This window comes from Sulfitobacter sp. 15WGC, assembly GCF_005068605.1.
GTDB lineage: Bacteria > Pseudomonadota > Alphaproteobacteria > Rhodobacterales > Rhodobacteraceae > Sulfitobacter > Sulfitobacter faviae.
The window spans coordinates 58,117-74,561 of the sequence record NZ_SZNL01000009.1 but is presented as its reverse complement, the minus strand read 5'-3'; the positions used below and the strand labels follow the sequence as shown (position 1 = coordinate 74,561).

Here is a 16,445-nt window from a genome sequence, read left to right as displayed (position 1 = left end):
GCCCGTTCCATGATCGGGCTGGTCCCGCAGGAGATTAATCTCGAACCCTTTGAGAAGGTCATCAACACCGTGCGCTTCTCGCGCGGGCTGTTTGGCCGTCCGGCGGATGAGGCGGTGTTGGAGAAAATCCTGCGCCAACTCTCGCTCTGGGACAAGAAAGACAGCCAGATCCGCGAGCTTTCGGGCGGGATGAAACGCCGCGTGCTGATCGCCAAGGCGCTGGCGCATGACCCCAAGGTGCTGTTTCTGGATGAGCCGACCGCGGGCGTCGACGTAGAACTGCGCAAGGACATGTGGGAGATCGTGGCGGGGCTGAAAGCCTCGGGCGTGACGATCATCCTGACCACCCATTATATCGAAGAGGCCGAGGCCATCGCCGACCGGATCGGCGTCATCGCCAAGGGCGAATTGCTGCTGGTCGAAGAGAAACACGCGCTGATGGCGCGCATGGGCAAGAAGCAACTCGAAGTCCAGCTGACCGAGCCGATCACCGAAGTGCCGCTGGCGCTGCAATCGCCGGACGTGGAATTGTCCGCCGATGGGCAATCGCTGATCTACACCTATGACACCAATGCCGAGCGGACCGGGATCACCAAACTGCTCTCCAAAGTCGCGGAAAGCGGTCTGGTGCTGCAAGACGTGGCGACACGGCAAAGCAGCTTGGAAGATATTTTTGTCGATCTGCTCAAGGAGGATGCGGCATGAACTGGACCGCGATCAAAGCCATCTACGCTTTTGAAATGGCGCGTTTCTTTCGCACCATCACGCAAAGCATCATCTCGCCGGTGCTGTCGACCTCGCTTTACTTCGTGGTCTTTGGCGCCGCCATCGGCAGCCGCATTGATGAGGTCGAGGGCGTGAGCTACGGCGCCTTCATCGTGCCGGGGCTGATCATGCTCAGCGTCATCACGCAGTCGATCTCCAACGCCTCTTTCGGGATCTATTTCCCGAAGTTCATCGGCACGGTTTACGAGCTGCTCTCGGCCCCGATCAATTTCTTCGAGATCGTCATCGGCTATGTCGGCGCGGCGGCGACCAAGGCGCTCTTTATCGGCACGATTATCCTGATCACGGCCTTCTTCTTTGTCGACATCACGATCCAGCACCCCATCGCCATGGTGGCCTTCCTGATCCTGACCTGCATCAGCTTCGCGCTGATGGGCTTTATCATCGGCATCTGGGCGGGCAATTTCGAGCAGTTGCAACTGGTGCCTCTGTTGATCGTCACGCCGCTGGTCTTCCTTGGCGGGTCTTTCTACTCGATCTCGATGTTGCCGCCGGTCTGGCAAGTGATCTCGCATTTCAATCCGGTGGTCTATCTGATCTCGGGCTTTCGCTGGGCGTTTTTCGGCGCGGCGGATGTGCCGATCATCACCAGCCTTGCCGCCATCGCGCTGTTTACCGCGCTTTGCCTCGGCGTGATCTGGTGGATTTTCCGCACCGGCTGGCGTCTGCGGGCCTGAGCCTACGAAACTTGGGCGTCCGCCTTGTTTGCGCGGGGTGGGCGTTCTACATGGAGGGCATGAGAATTCGGCTGCCCTTCCTGAAATCCCCGCCCAGCGTTTCCGTAATCCGGCTTTCCGGCATGATCGGCGCGCAGGGCCGCGCGGTGTTGAACGATGCCACCATGGGTCCGGTTATCGAAAAGGCTTTTGCCAAGGGCAAGCCTGCCGCTGTCGCCTTGGAGATCAACTCCCCCGGTGGCAGCCCGGTGCAATCGTCGTTGATCGGCGCGCGCATCCGGCGGCTATCCGAAGAAAAGAACATTCCCGTCATCGCCTTCGTCGAAGATGTGGCCGCCTCGGGCGGCTATTGGCTGGCGGCAGCGGCAGATGAGATCTACGCGGACCCAAGCTCGGTCGTCGGCTCCATCGGGGTGATCTCGGCCTCCTTCGGGGTGCATGAGTTCATCCGCGAGCATGGGGTCGAGCGGCGCGTTTATACGGCAGGGCAGAGCAAATCGATGCTCGACCCGTTCCGCCCCGAAAACCCCGAAGATGTCGCGCGGCTGAAGGTGCTGCTCGAAGACATCCATGAGAACTTCATCGACCATGTGAAGACCCGCCGCGCAGGCAAGCTGCCTGAGGGGCAAGACCTGTTTACCGGGGAAATCTGGCTGGCGAAACGCGCCGCCCAACTGGGGTTGATTGACGGGATCGGTCATCTGAAACCGCTGCTGAAAGACCGCTTTGGCGACAAGGTCAGGCTGCGCCGCTATGGCGTGAAACGCGGGCTGTTGTCGCGTTTTGGCGTGCAGATGATGCAGGACGCGGTTCAGGGCATAGAGGAACGCGCGGCCTTCGCGCGGTTTGGACTCTAGCCCATGGTTTTCAAGATCGTCCTGCTGTTTCTGGTGGCCATGGGCCTGATGGCTTGGTTTGGAAAAATGCATTGGCTGGGGGGCAAACGCCTGACCCGGTCTAAATGCCGTGACTGCGGACGTTACCGCATTGGCAAAGGCGATTGTGCCTGTAAGGGAGGGCGTTGATGCTGATGCCGTGGCTACTTTCGGGGCTTGGCCTCGTGATCCTGCTGTTTGCGGGGGATGCGCTGGTGAAAGGGGCGGTGAACCTGTCGCTGCGCCTTGGCGTGCCTGCGTTGATCGTCAGCCTGACCATCGTGGCCTTTGGCACTTCGGCGCCGGAGTTGTTGATCTCGGTCAAGGCGATCTTGGACGGGGTGCCGGGGCTGGCGCTTGGCAATGTGGTGGGGTCGAATACGGCCAATATCCTGATGGTGCTGGGCATTCCGGCACTATTGGCGACGATGCACACCTCGGAATGCAGCACCCGCAAGACCTATAACCAGATGATCGCGGCCTCGCTGTTGTTTATCGCGCTGGCCTTCCGCGGCATCTTTGACTGGATCGCAGGGCTGATCCTGCTCGCCGGTCTGGCCTATATGCTTTACGACGCTTTTCGCGATGCCAAGGATCACCGCCACGCCTGCCGCAGCGGCGCGGCAGAGGATGAGGAAGAGCCCGAAGGCGCGGACCCCGATATGGCGGGCTGGCAGATCGCGATGTTCCTGATCCTCGGGCTGATCGGCCTGCCCTTGGGGGCGAGCCTTTTGGTGGATAACGCGACGATCATCGCCCAGACCTATGGGGTCAGTGATACGGTGATCGGCCTGACGCTGGTGGCCGTGGGCACGTCGCTGCCTGAGCTTGCGACCACGGTGATGGCGGCGCTGCGCCGTCAGGCGGATGTGGCGCTTGGCAATGTGATCGGCTCCAACATGTTCAACCTGCTGGCGATCATCGGCATTGCGAGCCTTGTCGGTCCGATCTCGGTCGACGAAGCCTTCTTGCGGATCGACCTTTGGGTGATGTTGGGCGCGTCGCTCTTGCTGATCCCCTTCGTCTATCTGGGGCGCGATATCACCCGGCTATGGGGCGTGGTGCTCAGCGCGCTTTACGGGCTTTATTTGTTTATCATCCTGATCTGAGGAGGGCGGCAGATGCGGCGGGCATTGGTGACCGGAGCCGGGCAACGTCTGGGCCGTGCCATGGCGCTCTATCTTGGGCAGCGGGGCTTTGACGTGGCGGTGCATTATGCCACTTCGCAAAGCGGAGCCGAGGCGACCGCCGCCGAGATCACCGCCATGGGCCGCCGCGCCGTGGCTCTGCAAGCCGACCTTCTCGACGACACCGCAGCAGAGGCGCTTTTGCCTCGCGCGGCCAAAGCGCTCGGCGGGCCGATCACCTGCCTTGTGAACAACGCCTCGATTTTCGAGCGGGACGATATCGCCAGCGCCACGCGCGAAAGCTGGGACCGCCATATGGGCAGCAACCTGCGCGCGCCTTTCGTTTTGACGCAGGCGATGGCGGGGCAGGGGCTGACCCCCGATACCGACGCCGAGGGAGAGCCGCGTGCCAGCGGTTTGATCGTCAATATGCTGGACCAGCGGGTGCGCAACCTGACGCCGGAATTCACCACCTATACGATCGCCAAGATGGGCCTTTGGGCGATGACGCGCACCAGTGCGCAGGCGCTGGCCCCCGCGATCCGCGTGAATGGCATCGGGCCCGGCCCGACCCTGCAAGGCCCGCATCAAGACCCCGATGACTTTGCCGCGCAGCGCCGCGGCACGGTTCTGGGACGCGGCGCGAATCCTGCGGATATCACGGCGGCACTGGGGTATTTCATCGATTCGCCGGGGGTCACGGGGCAGCTTATCTGCACCGATGGCGGAGAGCATTTGCAATGGGAAACAAGCCCTAAATGCCCCCGAAACTGACGCGCATGCGGGAAGTTTTGCACGTCCTTAACCTATGTAACCAAAGTGTTACCGAAACCCTTTTGTTTTCAGAGGCTTGTTTCATGGTAAACAAAAGAATGAACAAAATCAGGATATTATGGGTGCGCCTAAAAAATAGGCAAATCAGCGAACCATGTTAAAAACAAAGAGAAATCCAAGATGCCCAGAAGTTATCGGCAGAGTTATCCACATGTTTGGTGGACATGTTAAAGCTTGCCCCCATTGCCGTCCTATTGCAGCGAAGCACGAGAATCAGCGCCTGAGATGACCACGCCCAACGACAGCCCTCCGCCGCAAGGCCGCAAGGTGATTCAAGCCTATCTGAAGTCGCTCGATTCCTCGCCGGGCGTCTATCGGATGCTCGATTCGGAAAGCCGCGTGCTCTATGTCGGCAAGGCGCGGAACCTGCGGGCGCGGGTGTCATCCTACGCGCGGCCCACGGGGCATTCGGCGCGTATCTCGCGAATGATCGCCAATACCGCCTCGATGATGTTTCTGACGACCAAGACCGAGACCGAGGCGCTGCTGCTCGAACAGAACCTGATCAAGCAGCTCAAGCCCAAGTTCAACGTGCTGCTGCGCGATGACAAGAGCTTTCCCAATATCCTTGTCACCGCCGATCACGACTACCCGCAGATCAAGAAACACCGCGGCGCGAAAAAGGAGAAGGGCAGCTATTATGGGCCCTTTGCCAGCGCGGGCGCGGTGAACCGGACGCTGAACCAACTGCAACGGGTCTTCCTGTTGCGGGACTGTTCCAATGCGATGTTCGACAGCCGCACGCGGCCCTGTTTGCAGCATCAGATCAAACGCTGCTCCGCGCCCTGCGTCGGCAAAATCTCGGCCGAGGATTATCGCGAGACCGTGCGCGATGCCGAGCGGTTTCTAAGTGGCAAATCGACGGATATTCAGGGCCGTTTGGCGCGGGACATGGAAGAGGCGTCAGAGGCGATGGAGTTCGAACGCGCCGCCGCCCTGCGCGACCGGATCAAGGCGCTGACGCAGGTTCAGACCGCTCAAGGCATCAACCCGCAGGGGGTGAACGAGGCCGACATTATCGCTCTGCATATGGAAAGCGGGCAGGCCTGCGTGCAGGTCTTCTTCATCCGCGCCAACCAGAACTGGGGCAACCATGACTACTACCCTCGGATCGGGAGCGAGATCGACGCCGCCGAGGTGCTGGAGGCCTTCATCGGCCAGTTCTACGACACCCGCGAGCCGCCCCGGCAGTTGATCCTCAGCAATGAGATCGAGAACCCCGATCTGATGGCCGAGGCGCTGAGCGGCAAGTTGGGCCGTAAGGTCGAACTGCTGGTGCCGAAACGGGGTGAGAAGGCCGAATTGGTCGACGGGGCCCTGCGCAATGCGCGCGAAAGCCTTGCCCGCAAGATGGCCGAGACGGCGACCCAGACCAAACTCTTGCAAGGGCTGGCGGATGCCTTTGACCTGCCCAAGCCGCCCGAGCGGATCGAGGTTTACGACAACTCGCATATCCAAGGCACCAATGCCGTCGGCGCGATGATCGTGGCGGGGCCGGAAGGCATGATGAAAAACCAGTACCGTAAGTTCAACATTCGCGGTGATGACCTGACGCCCGGCGATGACTTCGGCATGATGAAAGAGGTGCTGCACCGCCGGTTCAAACGGCTCATCAAAGAGGACCCGGACCGCAGCCGCGGCCTTTGGCCTGATCTGCTGCTGATCGACGGCGGCGCGGGGCAGGTGAGCGCCGTGGCCTCTATCATGGCGCAGCATGGGGTCGAGGATATCCCCATGGTGGGCGTGGCCAAGGGCATCGACCGCGACGCGGGGAAGGAAGAGTTCCACCGCGTCGGCAAGCGCCCCATGGCCCTGCGCCACAACGATCCAGTGCTTTATTTCGTGCAACGCTTGCGGGATGAGGCGCACCGTTTCGCTATCGGCACCCACCGTGCCAAACGGGCCAAAGGGGTCAGCGCCACACCGCTCGACGATGTGCCGGGCGTCGGCGCTGCGCGCAAGCGTGCGCTGCTGGCGCATTTCGGTTCGGCCAAGGCGGTAAGCCGCGCGAACCTCAGCGATCTCAAGGCGGTCGAGGGCGTGTCGGATGCACTGGCCGAGACGATCTACGGCTATTTCCATGAAAAAGGCTAGGGCGGGCGGCCCCGTGGTGGCGACGGCCCGCAGGCGGGGCGGTTTCGTCCTTTCAGCCACGAACGGCGCAAGATAGGATAACGTCATGAAATGGAATTTGCCCAATATCCTGACCCTGCTCAGGCTGGTCGCGGCCCCCGGTGTGGCGGTCATGTTTCTCTATTTTACGCGCCCCTATGCCGATTGGTTCGCCCTGCTGCTCTTTGTCGGGGCGGCAGTGACGGATTGGTTCGATGGCTACCTTGCCCGCGCTTGGGCGCAGGAAACCAAACTCGGCGCCATGCTTGACCCGATTGCCGACAAGGCGATGGTCGTGATCGCGCTCATGGTAATCGTCGCCTTCTCAAGCTGGTCGCCGTGGTTGGTGTTGCCCGCCACGTTGATCCTGTTTCGCGAGGTCTTTGTCTCGGGCCTGCGGGAGTATCTGGGCGATGTCGCCGGCACGTTGAAGGTGACTCAACTGGCCAAATGGAAGACGACATTGCAAATGATCGCTATCGCCGTGCTCTTCTCGCAAGGCGTGTTCGAGCATTACCTGGGGATGAGCGTTTTCGGGATGGACCAGCAGATGATCGAAGCGATCCTTGATGGCGAGGTCGAAGATCATCTGGGGCTGGGCTGGAAACTCGCCGGGATGGAATGGGCCGGGCTGCTGGGGTTGGCGCTCTTGTGGGTCGCCGCCGTGCTGACCGCCATCACCGGCTTTGACTATCTGCGCAAGGCGCTGCCGCATCTGAAGGAGCCACGCTAATGGATGTTTTGTATTTCGCATGGGTCCGCGAACGCATCGGCCTGCCCCGTGAGCGGGTCGAGAGCCAAGCCGCCACGGTGGCCGAATTGGTCGAAGAATTGCGGGGCCGAGAGGAGCGCTACGAAGTGGCCTTTTCCGACCTTTCCACGCTGCGGGTTGCCGTGGATCAGGAACTGACCGATTTCGACGCCCCGCTGCAAGGCGCGCGCGAGGTGGCCTTCTTCCCCCCAATGACCGGGGGCTGAGCGATGCGCGTTTTGGTGCAGGAAGCGCCCTTTGATTTGGGTGAGGAGGCCGCGCGCTTTGCCAAGGGCGAGGGGAGCAGCGGCGCGATCGTGACCTTTACAGGCGTGGTGCGCGACAATGACGCGGGCACGCTGAGCGCGATGGAAATTGAGCATTACCCGGGGATGACCGAAAAGGCCTTGCGCGAGATTGCGCAGCAAGCAATGGCGCGGTTCGATCTGCAGGAGGCGCTGGTGATCCATCGCTACGGGCGTTTGGTGCCGGGGGAGCAGATCATGATGGTCGCCACAGCCGCGCGACACCGCCGGCATGCCTTTGAAGCAGCGGAGTTCTTGATGGATTACCTCAAATCCCGCGCGCCCTTTTGGAAGCGCGAGATCACGGCAGAGGGTGACGCATGGGTCGCCGCAAAGGACGAAGACGAGGCCGCGCTGGAACGCTGGTGAGCTTCGGCGTCAGGCGAAGCGGCCACCTTTTTCGATGACTTCGATCTGATAGCCATCGGGGTCTGCCACGAAAAAGAACTTCGCCACGGTCTCTCCGGCGGGGCGGAAATCAACGATCTCGCGCGGGGTGGCACCGGCCTTGATCGCGGTCTCGCGCGCTGCGTCAAGGTCGTCGACCACAAAGGCCAGATGGCCATAGCCGTCGCCCAGATCGTAAGGGGTCTCGCGGTCCTTGTTGACGGTCAATTCCAGCTCGAAGGCGCCCGTGGCGTCGCGCAGGTAGATCAGAGTGAAACTGTCGAAATCCAGACGGTCCGCGATTTTCAGCCCGAACACGTCTTCGTAGAATTTCACCGATGCCGCCTCATCAAAGACGCGGATCATGGAATGGGCGAGATTGGCCATGGCAGGGCTCCGAAGGTCTGGGGTTAGGCTTTCTGACGTTCGATATAGGCGCGCATTTCCTCGGCCTCATGGCGGGCGTCGCGCAGCCCGTCCATCGCGGCGCGCAGCTCGGCCTCGGTCTGGGCCAGTTGGTTGGTCAACTCGGCCTCGCGCTGTTGCAGATAGGTGATCGCCTGATCGCGGGTTTCCTCGGCTTCGTGCAGCTCTTGGCTCATCCGGTCCAGCTGGGCCACATCATCGGCGGCCACGCGGGTAAAGCGATTCAGCAGCCAATTGGCGAACCATCCCATGCAGAAGGCCACGAAAAGAATGATGGCTGTTGCCAGGACAAACTCAGTTCTGCTCATCACCGCTGCCTTCTTCGGTTTCGTCGGATTCCCCGATCTCTTCTGCCGTGGTATCGCCCGTTTCTTCAGCAGATTCCAGCGCTGTTTCGTCCTCGGGGGTCTCGGCCTCGGGCTGGATCAGGCGGAATTCGATGCGGCGGTTGGCTTCGCGGCCCTCTTCGGTCTTGTTGTCTGCGATGGGGTTTTCCTCGCCATAGCCTTTGGCCACGAAGGAGGAGGTCAGCACCCGGCGGGCGCGCAATTCGTTCAGCACCGATTCCGCGCGGCTTTGCGACAGCGACAGGTTCATCGATTCGCGGCCCTGACTGTCGGTGTAGCCCTGAATCTCCAGCCGGATGTCGCCGCAGTTTTTCAGCACCTCGGCGATATCGTCCATCGTCCCAAGCGCGGAGGCGTCAATCGTGGCGCTGCCCGGCTCAAAGGTGATCTTGCCGATCTTCAGGATTTCGCGAATTTCGGCTTCGCATTCTTGGGGTGTCGGCAGGCCCGCGATCGGGTCGAGCTTTTCTTGATAGGTGATGTCGATGCTGTAATCCGCCCCTTCGCCCAGCTTATCGGCCAAGAGCGAGGCGACGGTGGTGTTGGCGTCCTTGTTGCCGGTGTTGCCCATCACCTCAAGCCGGTCAGGGGTGACTTTGACAGAGCCGTTGGCGAGAGAGGCCATGGCCTCCAGCCCGGTCAGGACGCGGGTGGCCCAATCCCCCGGCAGGGCCTCGTCCAGCCGCGCGGCGGTATAGACGTTGTCCGAGCCGAAATGCGATTTCGCGTAGCTGTCGGCCAGATCGCGCAGCCCCTCGTTTGAGAGCCGCCCGCGCAGTTGCACCTGCCCCTCGGGCGAGAGGGTCGCGGTGAACTCGGGCGGGCCTGCATCTGGGTCTTCGACCTCGGGCAGTTTCGCGGTTAGGGCAAAGACATCGGGAAGCGCGTTTTCCAATTCGCCCACCACGCGGTCGAATGTGGTGGACTCGGTGCCCGGTGCGGCCAGCAGGGTGATGTCCGCATCGGCGAAAGTGATGCTGCCTTGGCCCAAACGGCGCAGCGCGTCGATGGTCAGCGCCACGGCGCGGCCCCAGTTCGGGCTGGGCACGCCCAAACCGATGGTGCAATCGGCGCTCTCAGGCGCGCCGGCGGTGATGCCCGCTTTCAAGATACGGTCGGCGGCGGCTTCGGTATCGGCAGAGCAGGCATCGAAACGCGCGCCCTCAGCGTCGATCTCAAACCGCAAGGTAAAGGGGGTGATCACTGGGCGCGGGGCCGCGATGTCCAGCCGCAGCCGCAAGCTGGGCGGGGCGGCGCGTTGCAGCTTGCGTTCCATCTGCGCCTTGGCGGCGGCGCTGTCGGCGATGGCGGTGATGGTCACGCGCCCCGCATCAACCGAGGCTTTGGCCCGGGGCAGGTCGGCCATCGCCTGCACGGCAAAGCTCAGCGCGTCTTCCCAGCCTTCGGGCGCAGGATAATCCGCAGATTCCAGAAGATCGGTGACCGAGGCGTCGCCCGCCATGTCGCCAAAGGCGTCAATCACCGCCTCGCGGTCGGTGCTGGTGGGTATCAGGCCAATGATCGAGATGCCCGCGTCATTGCGCAGCACCTCGGCAGAGAAACGCGGCGGGGCGATGCCGGACTGGGCCTCGACTTCCATCTCGTCGATGACGCGGGCGGCGTCGACCACGGTGCCTGCGGTCGACAGGGCGCGAAAGCGCACGGCCTCGGTCGGCGCGATCCCGGCGAGGGTGACCTGCAAGCCATCGGCCTGCACTTCGGCCCATGTCATGCCCTGCGCGTCCAGCGCGTCACGGACGCCGATTTCCGAGGTGTCTTCGATCAGTTGCACCGAAAAGCTCGCCGCGACCAGAGAGACCACCGCTGCGGCTGCAAAGGTCAGGGCGATCGTGAAAATGGCGGAGAGGCGCATGGGCGGACTTCTGATTGTTAAGCTTGCGACTTGATACGCGCGTCCTGCCGGGGGTGCAATCAGGCCAGCAAGCTTGCCGCGAAAAACAACAGCGGGATCATGCCGGTATCGCGGTTGGCCCGGAAGAGCTGCAAAAGCTTGGCGTTGTCCTTGGTATCCAACCCGCGCAGCTGCCACGCCATATGCCATCCCATCGCCCAAGGCCCGCCAAGGGCCAGCGCCAGCGCCAGCACCGAGGCTTGGGGCAGCCCGGCATAGATCACGGCAATCCCCATCAGCCCCACCGTGGCCATCAGGAAGCGCCGCAGCCATTTGCCGGAATTCTCACCGAAGAGCCGGGCGGTGGATTTCACACCGATCAGCGCGTCATCCTCGGCATCTTGATGGGCATAGATCGTGTCATAGAACAGCGTCCAAGCGATGCCCGCGAGGTAGAGCACCACGGCAGGCGCATGCAGCGTGCCCGCATGGGCCGTCCAAGCCAGCATGGCGCCCCAGTTAAAGGCGAGGCCCAGAAAGACCTGCGGCCACCAAGTGAAGCGTTTGGCAAAGGGGTAGACCGCCACCGGCAAAAGCGCCAGCACGCCCATGGCGATGGCCGCTTGGTTGAAGGACAGCAGGATCAGCAGCGCCAGCAGCATCTGCCCCACCATCCATGCCAGCGCCTGTTTCACCGATACCGCGCCCGAGGGGATGGGCCGCAGCCGGGTGCGGGCGACCTTGCCGTCGATATGCCGGTCGGTGATGTCGTTCCACGTGCAACCCGCGCCGCGCATCAGGAACGCGCCGATGCCGCAGCCAGCGAAGATCCACAGATCCGCCCACCGCGGCGACTGGTCGAAGAGGATCGCAAGGCTCAGCCCCCACCAGCAGGGCAGCAGCAGCAGCCATGTGCCAATGGGCCGATCCGCGCGGCTCAGCCGCAGGTAGGGGCGCAGCCCCGCCGGGGCGTGACGGTCGACCCAATTGTCGGCCACCGCATCAGCAACAGGCGCATCGGGCGTAGCATCTGGCGAAGGCGGCTGGTTGTGCATATATCTGGCCCTATGAACGCGAAAATCAGATTGTATGTAGATCAGCCCTTGGGGCAGGGGCAAACGGTTCCTTTGGCGCGCGAGCAGGCGCATTACCTCTTTGGGGTGATGCGGCTCACGGCCGGGGCCGGGGTGCTTTTGTTCAACGGGCGCGATGGCGAATGGCTGGCCGAGGTCGCCGAGGCGGGCAAGCGCGGCGGGGTGCTGACCTGTGTTGAGCAGACCCGGCCTCTGCAAATGCCGCCGGACCTGTGGCTGCTCTTTGCCCCGATCAAAAAGACCCGCACCGATTTCATTGTCGAAAAAGCGGCTGAGATGGGGGCCGCGCGCATCGTGCCGGTCATGACCGAATTTACCAACGCAGGCCGTGTGCAGCAGCCGCGCCTTCAGGCCCATGCGGTTGAGGCGGCAGAGCAATGCGGCGGCACCTATGTGCCGGAAGTGGCCGAGGCCGAGAAGCTGGGGCGGCTGCTGGATCAGTGGGACAGCAGCCGTCAGATCATGTTCTGCGATGAGGCTCTGGCCGGGGAGAGCGGCGCCCTGCCGCCGGATGCGCAGGGGCCATGGGCCATCCTGATCGGCCCCGAAGGCGGCTTTTCCGAGGGCGAGCGCAAACGGCTGCACGGTTTCGATCACGCCCATGCGGTCACGCTCGGCCCGCGCATCCTGCGGGCCGATACGGCGGCCGTGGCGGCGATGACCATGTGGCAGCAGGCTTTGGGAGATTGGTGATGCAAAGGGTGGCCCGATGAGTTTCCTGCGCCAAGGCGCCCGCGACCAGCTTTGGCGCTGGCGCGAGGCGATCGTCGGCGGCGGGCTGATGGGCCTTGGCCTTTGGCTGGTCGCGGGCCCCGGTTTCTTGCTGGCGGTTCCAGGCTATGCGGCGCTGGCGGGCGGTGCCGCGCTGATCTGGCTTGGCGTGCAACGCGCGCGTTTTCGCGGGCAGGGCGATGGCGCGGGCGCGGTGCAGGTCGTCGAAGGGCAGATCACTTATTTCGGCCCGCTGACCGGCGGCACGGTCGCTCTGCGCGAGTTGCAGCGGCTCAGTCTCGACCGGCAGATGTTTCCGGCCCATTGGCGGCTTGAGCCGCGCGACGATGAGACGCCCCTGTTGATCCCGGTGAACGCCGCAGGATCCGAGGCGCTGTTTGATGCTTTCGCCGCCCTGCCGGGGCTGCGTACCGAGAGGATGCTCTTTGAGCTACGCAAGACCCGCCATGACGCCGTTGTGATCTGGGAGCGCGCGCCGCTGCGGCCGGCGCATGTCTTGCTGCATTGACAGCCCCGGCAAATCCGCCCATCCCTGCTAGACGCGACGCCACGTCGACAACTTAGAAGACACCCAAGACGATCCTTCAAAACGGAGCCCTCGCATATGTCCATTCCTCAATCCGGCGGCGGCCCGATCGAACATCACGACCAGATGGCGCAGTATCTAGCGGACGGCTGCAAGCCGCGCGAGCAGTGGCGCATCGGCACCGAGCATGAGAAGTTCGGCTATTGCAAGGACACGCTCAAACCGCTCCCCTATGAGGGGGAACGCTCGATCCGGGTGATGCTGGAAGGGCTGCGCGACCGCCACAATTGGTCCCCTGTCGAAGAGGGTGGCGAGCTGATCGGGCTTGAGAAAGACGGGGCCAACATCAGCCTTGAGCCGGGCGGCCAGTTGGAACTCTCGGGCGCCCCGGTCGAGACCATTCACGAGACCTGCGACGAGGTGAACACCCACCTGCGCGAGGTGAAAGACGTGGCCGATGAGATCGGCGTCGGTTTCATCGGTCTGGGCGCCGCGCCCGAATGGTCGCATGAGCAGATGGACCTGATGCCCAAGGGCCGTTACAAGCTGATGGACGGCTATATGCAAAAGGTCGGCACCATGGGCACCACCATGATGCGCCGCACCTGTACCGTTCAGGTCAACCTCGACTTCGCGACTGAGGCCGACATGGTGCAGAAGATGCGCGTCGCCGTGGCGATGCAGCCCATCGCCAATGCGCTTTTCGCCAATTCGCCCTTCCTCGACGGCAAGCCCAACGGCGTGAAATCCACCCGCGGTCTGGTCTGGCGCCATCTCGATGACGCGCGCACGGGCATGATCCCCTTCGTTTTCGATGAGGGCTTCGGCTTTGAGGCTTGGGTGCAATACGCGCTCGATGTGCCGATGTATTTCGTCTACCGCGACGGCAAGTATATCGACGCGCTTGGCCAGTCCTTCCGCGACTTTTTGAAAGGCGAGTTGCCCGCGCTGCCCGGCGAGAAGCCGACGCTGAGCGATTGGGCCGATCACCTCACCACGCTCTTCCCCGAGGCACGGGTCAAGAAGTTCATCGAGATGCGCGGCGCTGATGGCGGCCCGTGGCGGCGGCTCTGCGCGTTGCCGGCCTTCTGGGTCGGGCTGATGTATGACCAAAGCGCGCTGGATGGCGCGTGGGATTTGGTCAAAGGCTGGGATGCCGAGACACGGGAAGAATTGCGCATCGCCGCCTCCACCCACGGCCTTCAGGCGAGGTGGGCGGGCTCAAGATGCATGATCTGGCGCGGGAGGCCGTGGCCCTGTCAGAGGCGGGGCTGAGAGCCCGCGCCCGTCCCGGTGCCGGTGGGCTGGTGCCGGATGAGACGCATTTCCTCAACGCCCTGCGCGACAGCATCGAGACGGGCCGCGTGCCCGCCGACGATCTGTTGGCGGATTACCACGGGCCTTGGAACGGCGATCTGAGCCGTATCTACGCGGAATATTCCTACTGAACGGGAAAGGGGCTGATGCCGCCCTCGGGCGGTGTCAGCCTTTCTGTCCGATGCGCGATTCCGTGCCTGCGCGGATCCGGCGGATATTGTCGCGGTGCCGCCAAAAGATCAGCAAAGTCAGGGCGATGCCCAAAAGCAGCATTTCCCCGTAGCCAAGGAAGACCAGCAGGAAGGTCGAGCTTGCCGCCGCCGCCAGTGCGGACAGCGACGAAATGCGCGAGAGTGCCGCCGTCGCCAGCCAGACCGCACAGCAGGCCAGCCCGACGGGCCAAGCGAGCGCCAGCATGAGGCCCAGAAAGGTCGCCACACCCTTGCCGCCGCGAAAGCCCAGCCAGACCGGGTAGCAATGGCCGATCATCGCGCCAAGCGCCGCCGCCTGCGCCGCATCCTCGCCCGCGAAGGCGCGGGCCAGCAGCACCGCCACGGCCCCCTTGGCCCCGTCCAGCAACAGCGTCAGCGCCGCCGCCTTCTTGTTGCCGGTGCGCAGAACATTGGTCGCGCCGATGTTGCCCGATCCGATATCGCGCAGGTTGCCCAACCCCATCAACCGCGCCAGCAACATGCCAAAGGCGATGGAGCCGATGACATAGCCTGCCACCGCCCAGAAAAGGATCAATTCAACGGAAGTCTCGATAGGGGGCATCAATTCGCCTCGTAAACGCAGGAACCTGCTACATAAGTTGCCACGACCTTACCCTGCATCCGCATCCCGTCAAAGGGCGTGTTGCGGGATTTCGACCGCAGGGTCGCGCGGTCCAGAGCGAAGGGCGCATCGGGGTTGAACAGCACCATATCCGCAGGCGCCCCCACGGCAATCCGCCCGCCGGGCAGGCCGAGGCGTTTGGCCGGGTTCAGCGACAGCGCGCGCCAGAGCGTGGGCAGGTCCATCATCTCGGCATGGACCAAACGCATCGCGGCGGGCAGCAGCGTCTCCAGCCCCACCGCGCCGCTGGCGGCCTCCTCGAAGGGCAGGCGTTTGCTTTCTTCGTCCTGCGGGGTGTGCATGGAACAGATGATGTCGATCAGGCCACTGGCCACGGCTTCTACCACGGCAAGGCGGTCTTCCTCATCGCGCAGTGGCGGCTTCACTTTGAAGAAGGTGCGGTAGTCGGCCACGTCGAGCGCGTTCAGCGTCAGGTGGTGAATGCCGACACCAGCGGTGATGTCGAGCCCGTTGCGCTTGGCGCGTTCCAGCGCGGGCAGGGCGCGGGCGGTGGTGATCTGATCCGCGTGGTAGCGCGCGCCGGTCATCTCAATGAGGGCGATGTCGCGGTCCAGCCCCATCCGCTCGGCCATGGGTGAGACGGCAGGCAAGCCGCGCAGTGAGGCGAATTTGCCAGAGGTGACGGTCGCCCCCTTGCTCAGCCCCGGATCCTGCGGGTGGGCGATGACCAGCGCGCCGAGGCTGCGGGCATAAGTGAGCGCGCGGGAGAAGACCTTGGTATCCGTCACCACGCGGTCACAATCGGTGAAGGCAGCGGCCCCGGCGTCCATCAGGAAGCCAATCTCGGTCATTTCGCGCCCTTCGCGGCCTTTGGTGAGCGCGGCCATCGGGACCACATTCACCGGGGCGGCTTCATTGGCGCGGCGGGTGACAAATTCCAGCGTCTCGGGGCTGTCGATGGCCGGATCGGTGTCGGGGCGCGTGACCATGGTGGTCACCCCGCCCGCCGCTGCCGCCAGCCCGGCAGAGCGGTAGCTTTCCTTGTGCCGCTCGCCCGGTTCGCAAACTTTGACGCCGATGTCGATGATACCGGGGGCGAGGATATGGCCACCGCAATCGACCAGTTCCGCGCCCTCGGGCGTTGTTGCCCCATCGTCCAAAACTTCGGCAATCACCCCGTTGCGGACCAGAACCGTAGCAGGCTCAAGCGTGCCAGCCTGAGGGTCGAGAAGGCGCAGATTGGTGAAGAACTGGGTCATGGGCGGGCCTTTGGTGCGATAGCGGATGCGCCGCTGTCATGCCCCAAATCGCCCCCCAAACCAAGCGGTCTTTTGGGCGCAAGCGTGGCGCACGCGCCGCTAGCCGCCAATCCAAATCATCAGCCCGACCACGCCAAAGGCCACCAGAAGGGCGACCATCGCAATACGGCCAGACATCTTGGGATCGTGTTCAGGTTCTTGCATGGGCCAGATGTAGCCCGCTGGCCCCGAGGGTGCCAGCGG

Annotated in this window: 17 protein-coding genes and 1 pseudogene; 12 read left to right on the top strand and 6 right to left on the bottom strand. The window is 63.2% G+C overall.

The window, feature by feature from the left end:
- The 9 genes from FCK22_RS09585 to FCK22_RS09545 form a co-directional block, all read left to right on the top strand.
- Window positions 1-705 (top strand): ABC transporter ATP-binding protein (locus FCK22_RS09585; RefSeq protein ID WP_136720405.1); only part of this gene is annotated, 705 nt, incomplete at its 5' end.
- On the top strand, window positions 702-1,463 hold the full coding sequence (locus tag FCK22_RS09580; RefSeq protein WP_067265544.1) for an ABC transporter permease: 762 nt from the start codon (window positions 702-704) through the stop codon (window positions 1,461-1,463). The genes FCK22_RS09585 and FCK22_RS09580, both read left to right, overlap by 4 nt.
- A gap of 59 nt (window positions 1,464-1,522) precedes the next feature.
- Window positions 1,523-2,320 (top strand): S49 family peptidase, encoded by a 798-nt coding sequence (locus FCK22_RS09575; protein ID WP_067265546.1) that lies wholly within the window; start codon window positions 1,523-1,525, stop codon window positions 2,318-2,320.
- 167 nt (window positions 2,321-2,487) lie between these two features.
- Window positions 2,488-3,447, top strand: coding sequence for a calcium/sodium antiporter (locus FCK22_RS09570; RefSeq protein WP_231886374.1), 960 nt, complete (start codon window positions 2,488-2,490; stop codon window positions 3,445-3,447).
- 12 nt (window positions 3,448-3,459) lie between these two features.
- Window positions 3,460-4,239: an SDR family oxidoreductase gene (locus FCK22_RS09565; protein WP_067265548.1), complete on the top strand. Its 780-nt coding sequence runs from the start codon at window positions 3,460-3,462 to the stop codon at window positions 4,237-4,239.
- Between the two features lie 285 nt (window positions 4,240-4,524).
- Complete coding sequence (gene uvrC / locus FCK22_RS09560) at window positions 4,525-6,393, top strand: excinuclease ABC subunit UvrC (RefSeq protein ID WP_067265551.1); 1,869 nt, start codon at window positions 4,525-4,527, stop codon at window positions 6,391-6,393.
- 85 nt (window positions 6,394-6,478) lie between these two features.
- Window positions 6,479-7,144 (top strand): CDP-diacylglycerol--glycerol-3-phosphate 3-phosphatidyltransferase, encoded by a 666-nt coding sequence (pgsA, locus tag FCK22_RS09555; RefSeq protein ID WP_067265553.1) that lies wholly within the window; start codon window positions 6,479-6,481, stop codon window positions 7,142-7,144.
- Window positions 7,144-7,389 carry a molybdopterin converting factor subunit 1 gene (gene moaD, locus FCK22_RS09550; protein WP_067265555.1) on the top strand — a complete coding sequence of 82 codons (246 nt, stop codon included), beginning with the start codon at window positions 7,144-7,146 and terminating at the stop codon, window positions 7,387-7,389. The genes pgsA and moaD overlap by 1 nt, the downstream gene beginning before the upstream one ends.
- Window positions 7,390-7,392: 3 nt before the next feature.
- Window positions 7,393-7,836, top strand: a complete 444-nt coding sequence (locus FCK22_RS09545; protein WP_067265558.1) for a molybdenum cofactor biosynthesis protein MoaE — start codon at window positions 7,393-7,395, stop codon at window positions 7,834-7,836.
- Window positions 7,837-7,845: 9 nt separating this feature from the next.
- Here FCK22_RS09545 and FCK22_RS09540 read toward each other — a convergent pair whose 3' ends face one another.
- The 4 genes from FCK22_RS09540 to ubiA are packed head-to-tail and all read right to left on the bottom strand — an operon-like array spanning window position 7,846 to window position 11,534.
- The gene (locus tag FCK22_RS09540; RefSeq protein WP_067265561.1) at window positions 7,846-8,241 is read right to left on the bottom strand and encodes a VOC family protein; all 396 of its coding nucleotides are present in this window, start codon (window positions 8,239-8,241) and stop codon (window positions 7,846-7,848) included.
- Window positions 8,242-8,264: 23 nt separating this feature from the next.
- A complete protein-coding gene (locus FCK22_RS09535; RefSeq protein WP_007118939.1) occupies window positions 8,265-8,588 on the bottom strand; it encodes a hypothetical protein in 324 nt (107 codons plus the stop codon).
- Window positions 8,575-10,500 (bottom strand): OmpA family protein, encoded by a 1,926-nt coding sequence (locus FCK22_RS09530; protein ID WP_067265563.1) that lies wholly within the window; start codon window positions 10,498-10,500, stop codon window positions 8,575-8,577. Before FCK22_RS09530 ends, FCK22_RS09535 begins: the two co-directional genes overlap by 14 nt.
- 59 nt (window positions 10,501-10,559) lie before the next feature.
- On the bottom strand, window positions 10,560-11,534 hold the full coding sequence (ubiA, locus tag FCK22_RS09525; RefSeq protein ID WP_067265566.1) for a 4-hydroxybenzoate octaprenyltransferase: 975 nt from the start codon (window positions 11,532-11,534) through the stop codon (window positions 10,560-10,562).
- 12 nt (window positions 11,535-11,546) lie between these two features.
- Between ubiA and FCK22_RS09520 the strand changes: the two genes are divergently transcribed.
- The 3 genes and pseudogenes from FCK22_RS09520 (at window position 11,547) to FCK22_RS09510 (ending at window position 14,279) form a co-directional block, all read left to right on the top strand.
- A complete protein-coding gene (locus FCK22_RS09520) occupies window positions 11,547-12,266 on the top strand; it encodes a 16S rRNA (uracil(1498)-N(3))-methyltransferase (protein ID WP_067265568.1) in 720 nt (239 codons plus the stop codon).
- 16 nt (window positions 12,267-12,282) lie between these two features.
- Window positions 12,283-12,813: a hypothetical protein gene (locus FCK22_RS09515; protein WP_067265571.1), complete on the top strand. Its 531-nt coding sequence runs from the start codon at window positions 12,283-12,285 to the stop codon at window positions 12,811-12,813.
- Window positions 12,814-12,909: 96 nt separating this feature from the next.
- Window positions 12,910-14,279: pseudogene (locus FCK22_RS09510) on the top strand (glutamate--cysteine ligase).
- Window positions 14,280-14,313: 34 nt separating this feature from the next.
- On the opposite strand, the gene plsY reads toward FCK22_RS09510, so the two are convergent.
- Both plsY and pyrC read right to left on the bottom strand, forming a co-directional pair.
- The gene (plsY, locus tag FCK22_RS09505) at window positions 14,314-14,922 is read right to left on the bottom strand and encodes a glycerol-3-phosphate 1-O-acyltransferase PlsY (protein WP_067265575.1); all 609 of its coding nucleotides are present in this window, start codon (window positions 14,920-14,922) and stop codon (window positions 14,314-14,316) included.
- Window positions 14,922-16,202, bottom strand: a complete 1,281-nt coding sequence (gene pyrC / locus FCK22_RS09500) for a dihydroorotase (protein ID WP_067265578.1) — start codon at window positions 16,200-16,202, stop codon at window positions 14,922-14,924. Before pyrC ends, plsY begins: the two co-directional genes overlap by 1 nt.
- Window positions 16,203-16,445 lie beyond the last annotated feature (243 nt).

Bases quoted from the DNA above. Each gene is read 5' to 3' on its own strand.
- FCK22_RS09580 (WP_067265544.1), top strand. From the start codon at position 702: ATGAACTGGACCGCGATCAAAGCCATCTACGCTTTTGAAATGGCGCGT.
- FCK22_RS09575 (WP_067265546.1), top strand. From the start codon at position 1,523: ATGAGAATTCGGCTGCCCTTCCTGAAATCCCCGCCCAGCGTTTCCGTA.
- FCK22_RS09570 (WP_231886374.1), top strand. From the start codon at position 2,488: ATGCTGATGCCGTGGCTACTTTCGGGGCTTGGCCTCGTGATCCTGCTG.
- FCK22_RS09565 (WP_067265548.1), top strand. From the start codon at position 3,460: ATGCGGCGGGCATTGGTGACCGGAGCCGGGCAACGTCTGGGCCGTGCC.
- uvrC (WP_067265551.1), top strand. From the start codon at position 4,525: ATGACCACGCCCAACGACAGCCCTCCGCCGCAAGGCCGCAAGGTGATT.
- pgsA (WP_067265553.1), top strand. From the start codon at position 6,479: ATGAAATGGAATTTGCCCAATATCCTGACCCTGCTCAGGCTGGTCGCG.
- moaD (WP_067265555.1), top strand. From the start codon at position 7,144: ATGGATGTTTTGTATTTCGCATGGGTCCGCGAACGCATCGGCCTGCCC.
- FCK22_RS09545 (WP_067265558.1), top strand. From the start codon at position 7,393: ATGCGCGTTTTGGTGCAGGAAGCGCCCTTTGATTTGGGTGAGGAGGCC.
- FCK22_RS09540 (WP_067265561.1), bottom strand. From the start codon at position 8,241: ATGGCCAATCTCGCCCATTCCATGATCCGCGTCTTTGATGAGGCGGCA.
- FCK22_RS09535 (WP_007118939.1), bottom strand. From the start codon at position 8,588: ATGAGCAGAACTGAGTTTGTCCTGGCAACAGCCATCATTCTTTTCGTG.
- FCK22_RS09530 (WP_067265563.1), bottom strand. From the start codon at position 10,500: ATGCGCCTCTCCGCCATTTTCACGATCGCCCTGACCTTTGCAGCCGCA.
- ubiA (WP_067265566.1), bottom strand. From the start codon at position 11,534: ATGCACAACCAGCCGCCTTCGCCAGATGCTACGCCCGATGCGCCTGTT.
- FCK22_RS09520 (WP_067265568.1), top strand. From the start codon at position 11,547: ATGAACGCGAAAATCAGATTGTATGTAGATCAGCCCTTGGGGCAGGGG.
- FCK22_RS09515 (WP_067265571.1), top strand. From the start codon at position 12,283: ATGAGTTTCCTGCGCCAAGGCGCCCGCGACCAGCTTTGGCGCTGGCGC.
- plsY (WP_067265575.1), bottom strand. From the start codon at position 14,922: ATGCCCCCTATCGAGACTTCCGTTGAATTGATCCTTTTCTGGGCGGTG.
- pyrC (WP_067265578.1), bottom strand. From the start codon at position 16,202: ATGACCCAGTTCTTCACCAATCTGCGCCTTCTCGACCCTCAGGCTGGC.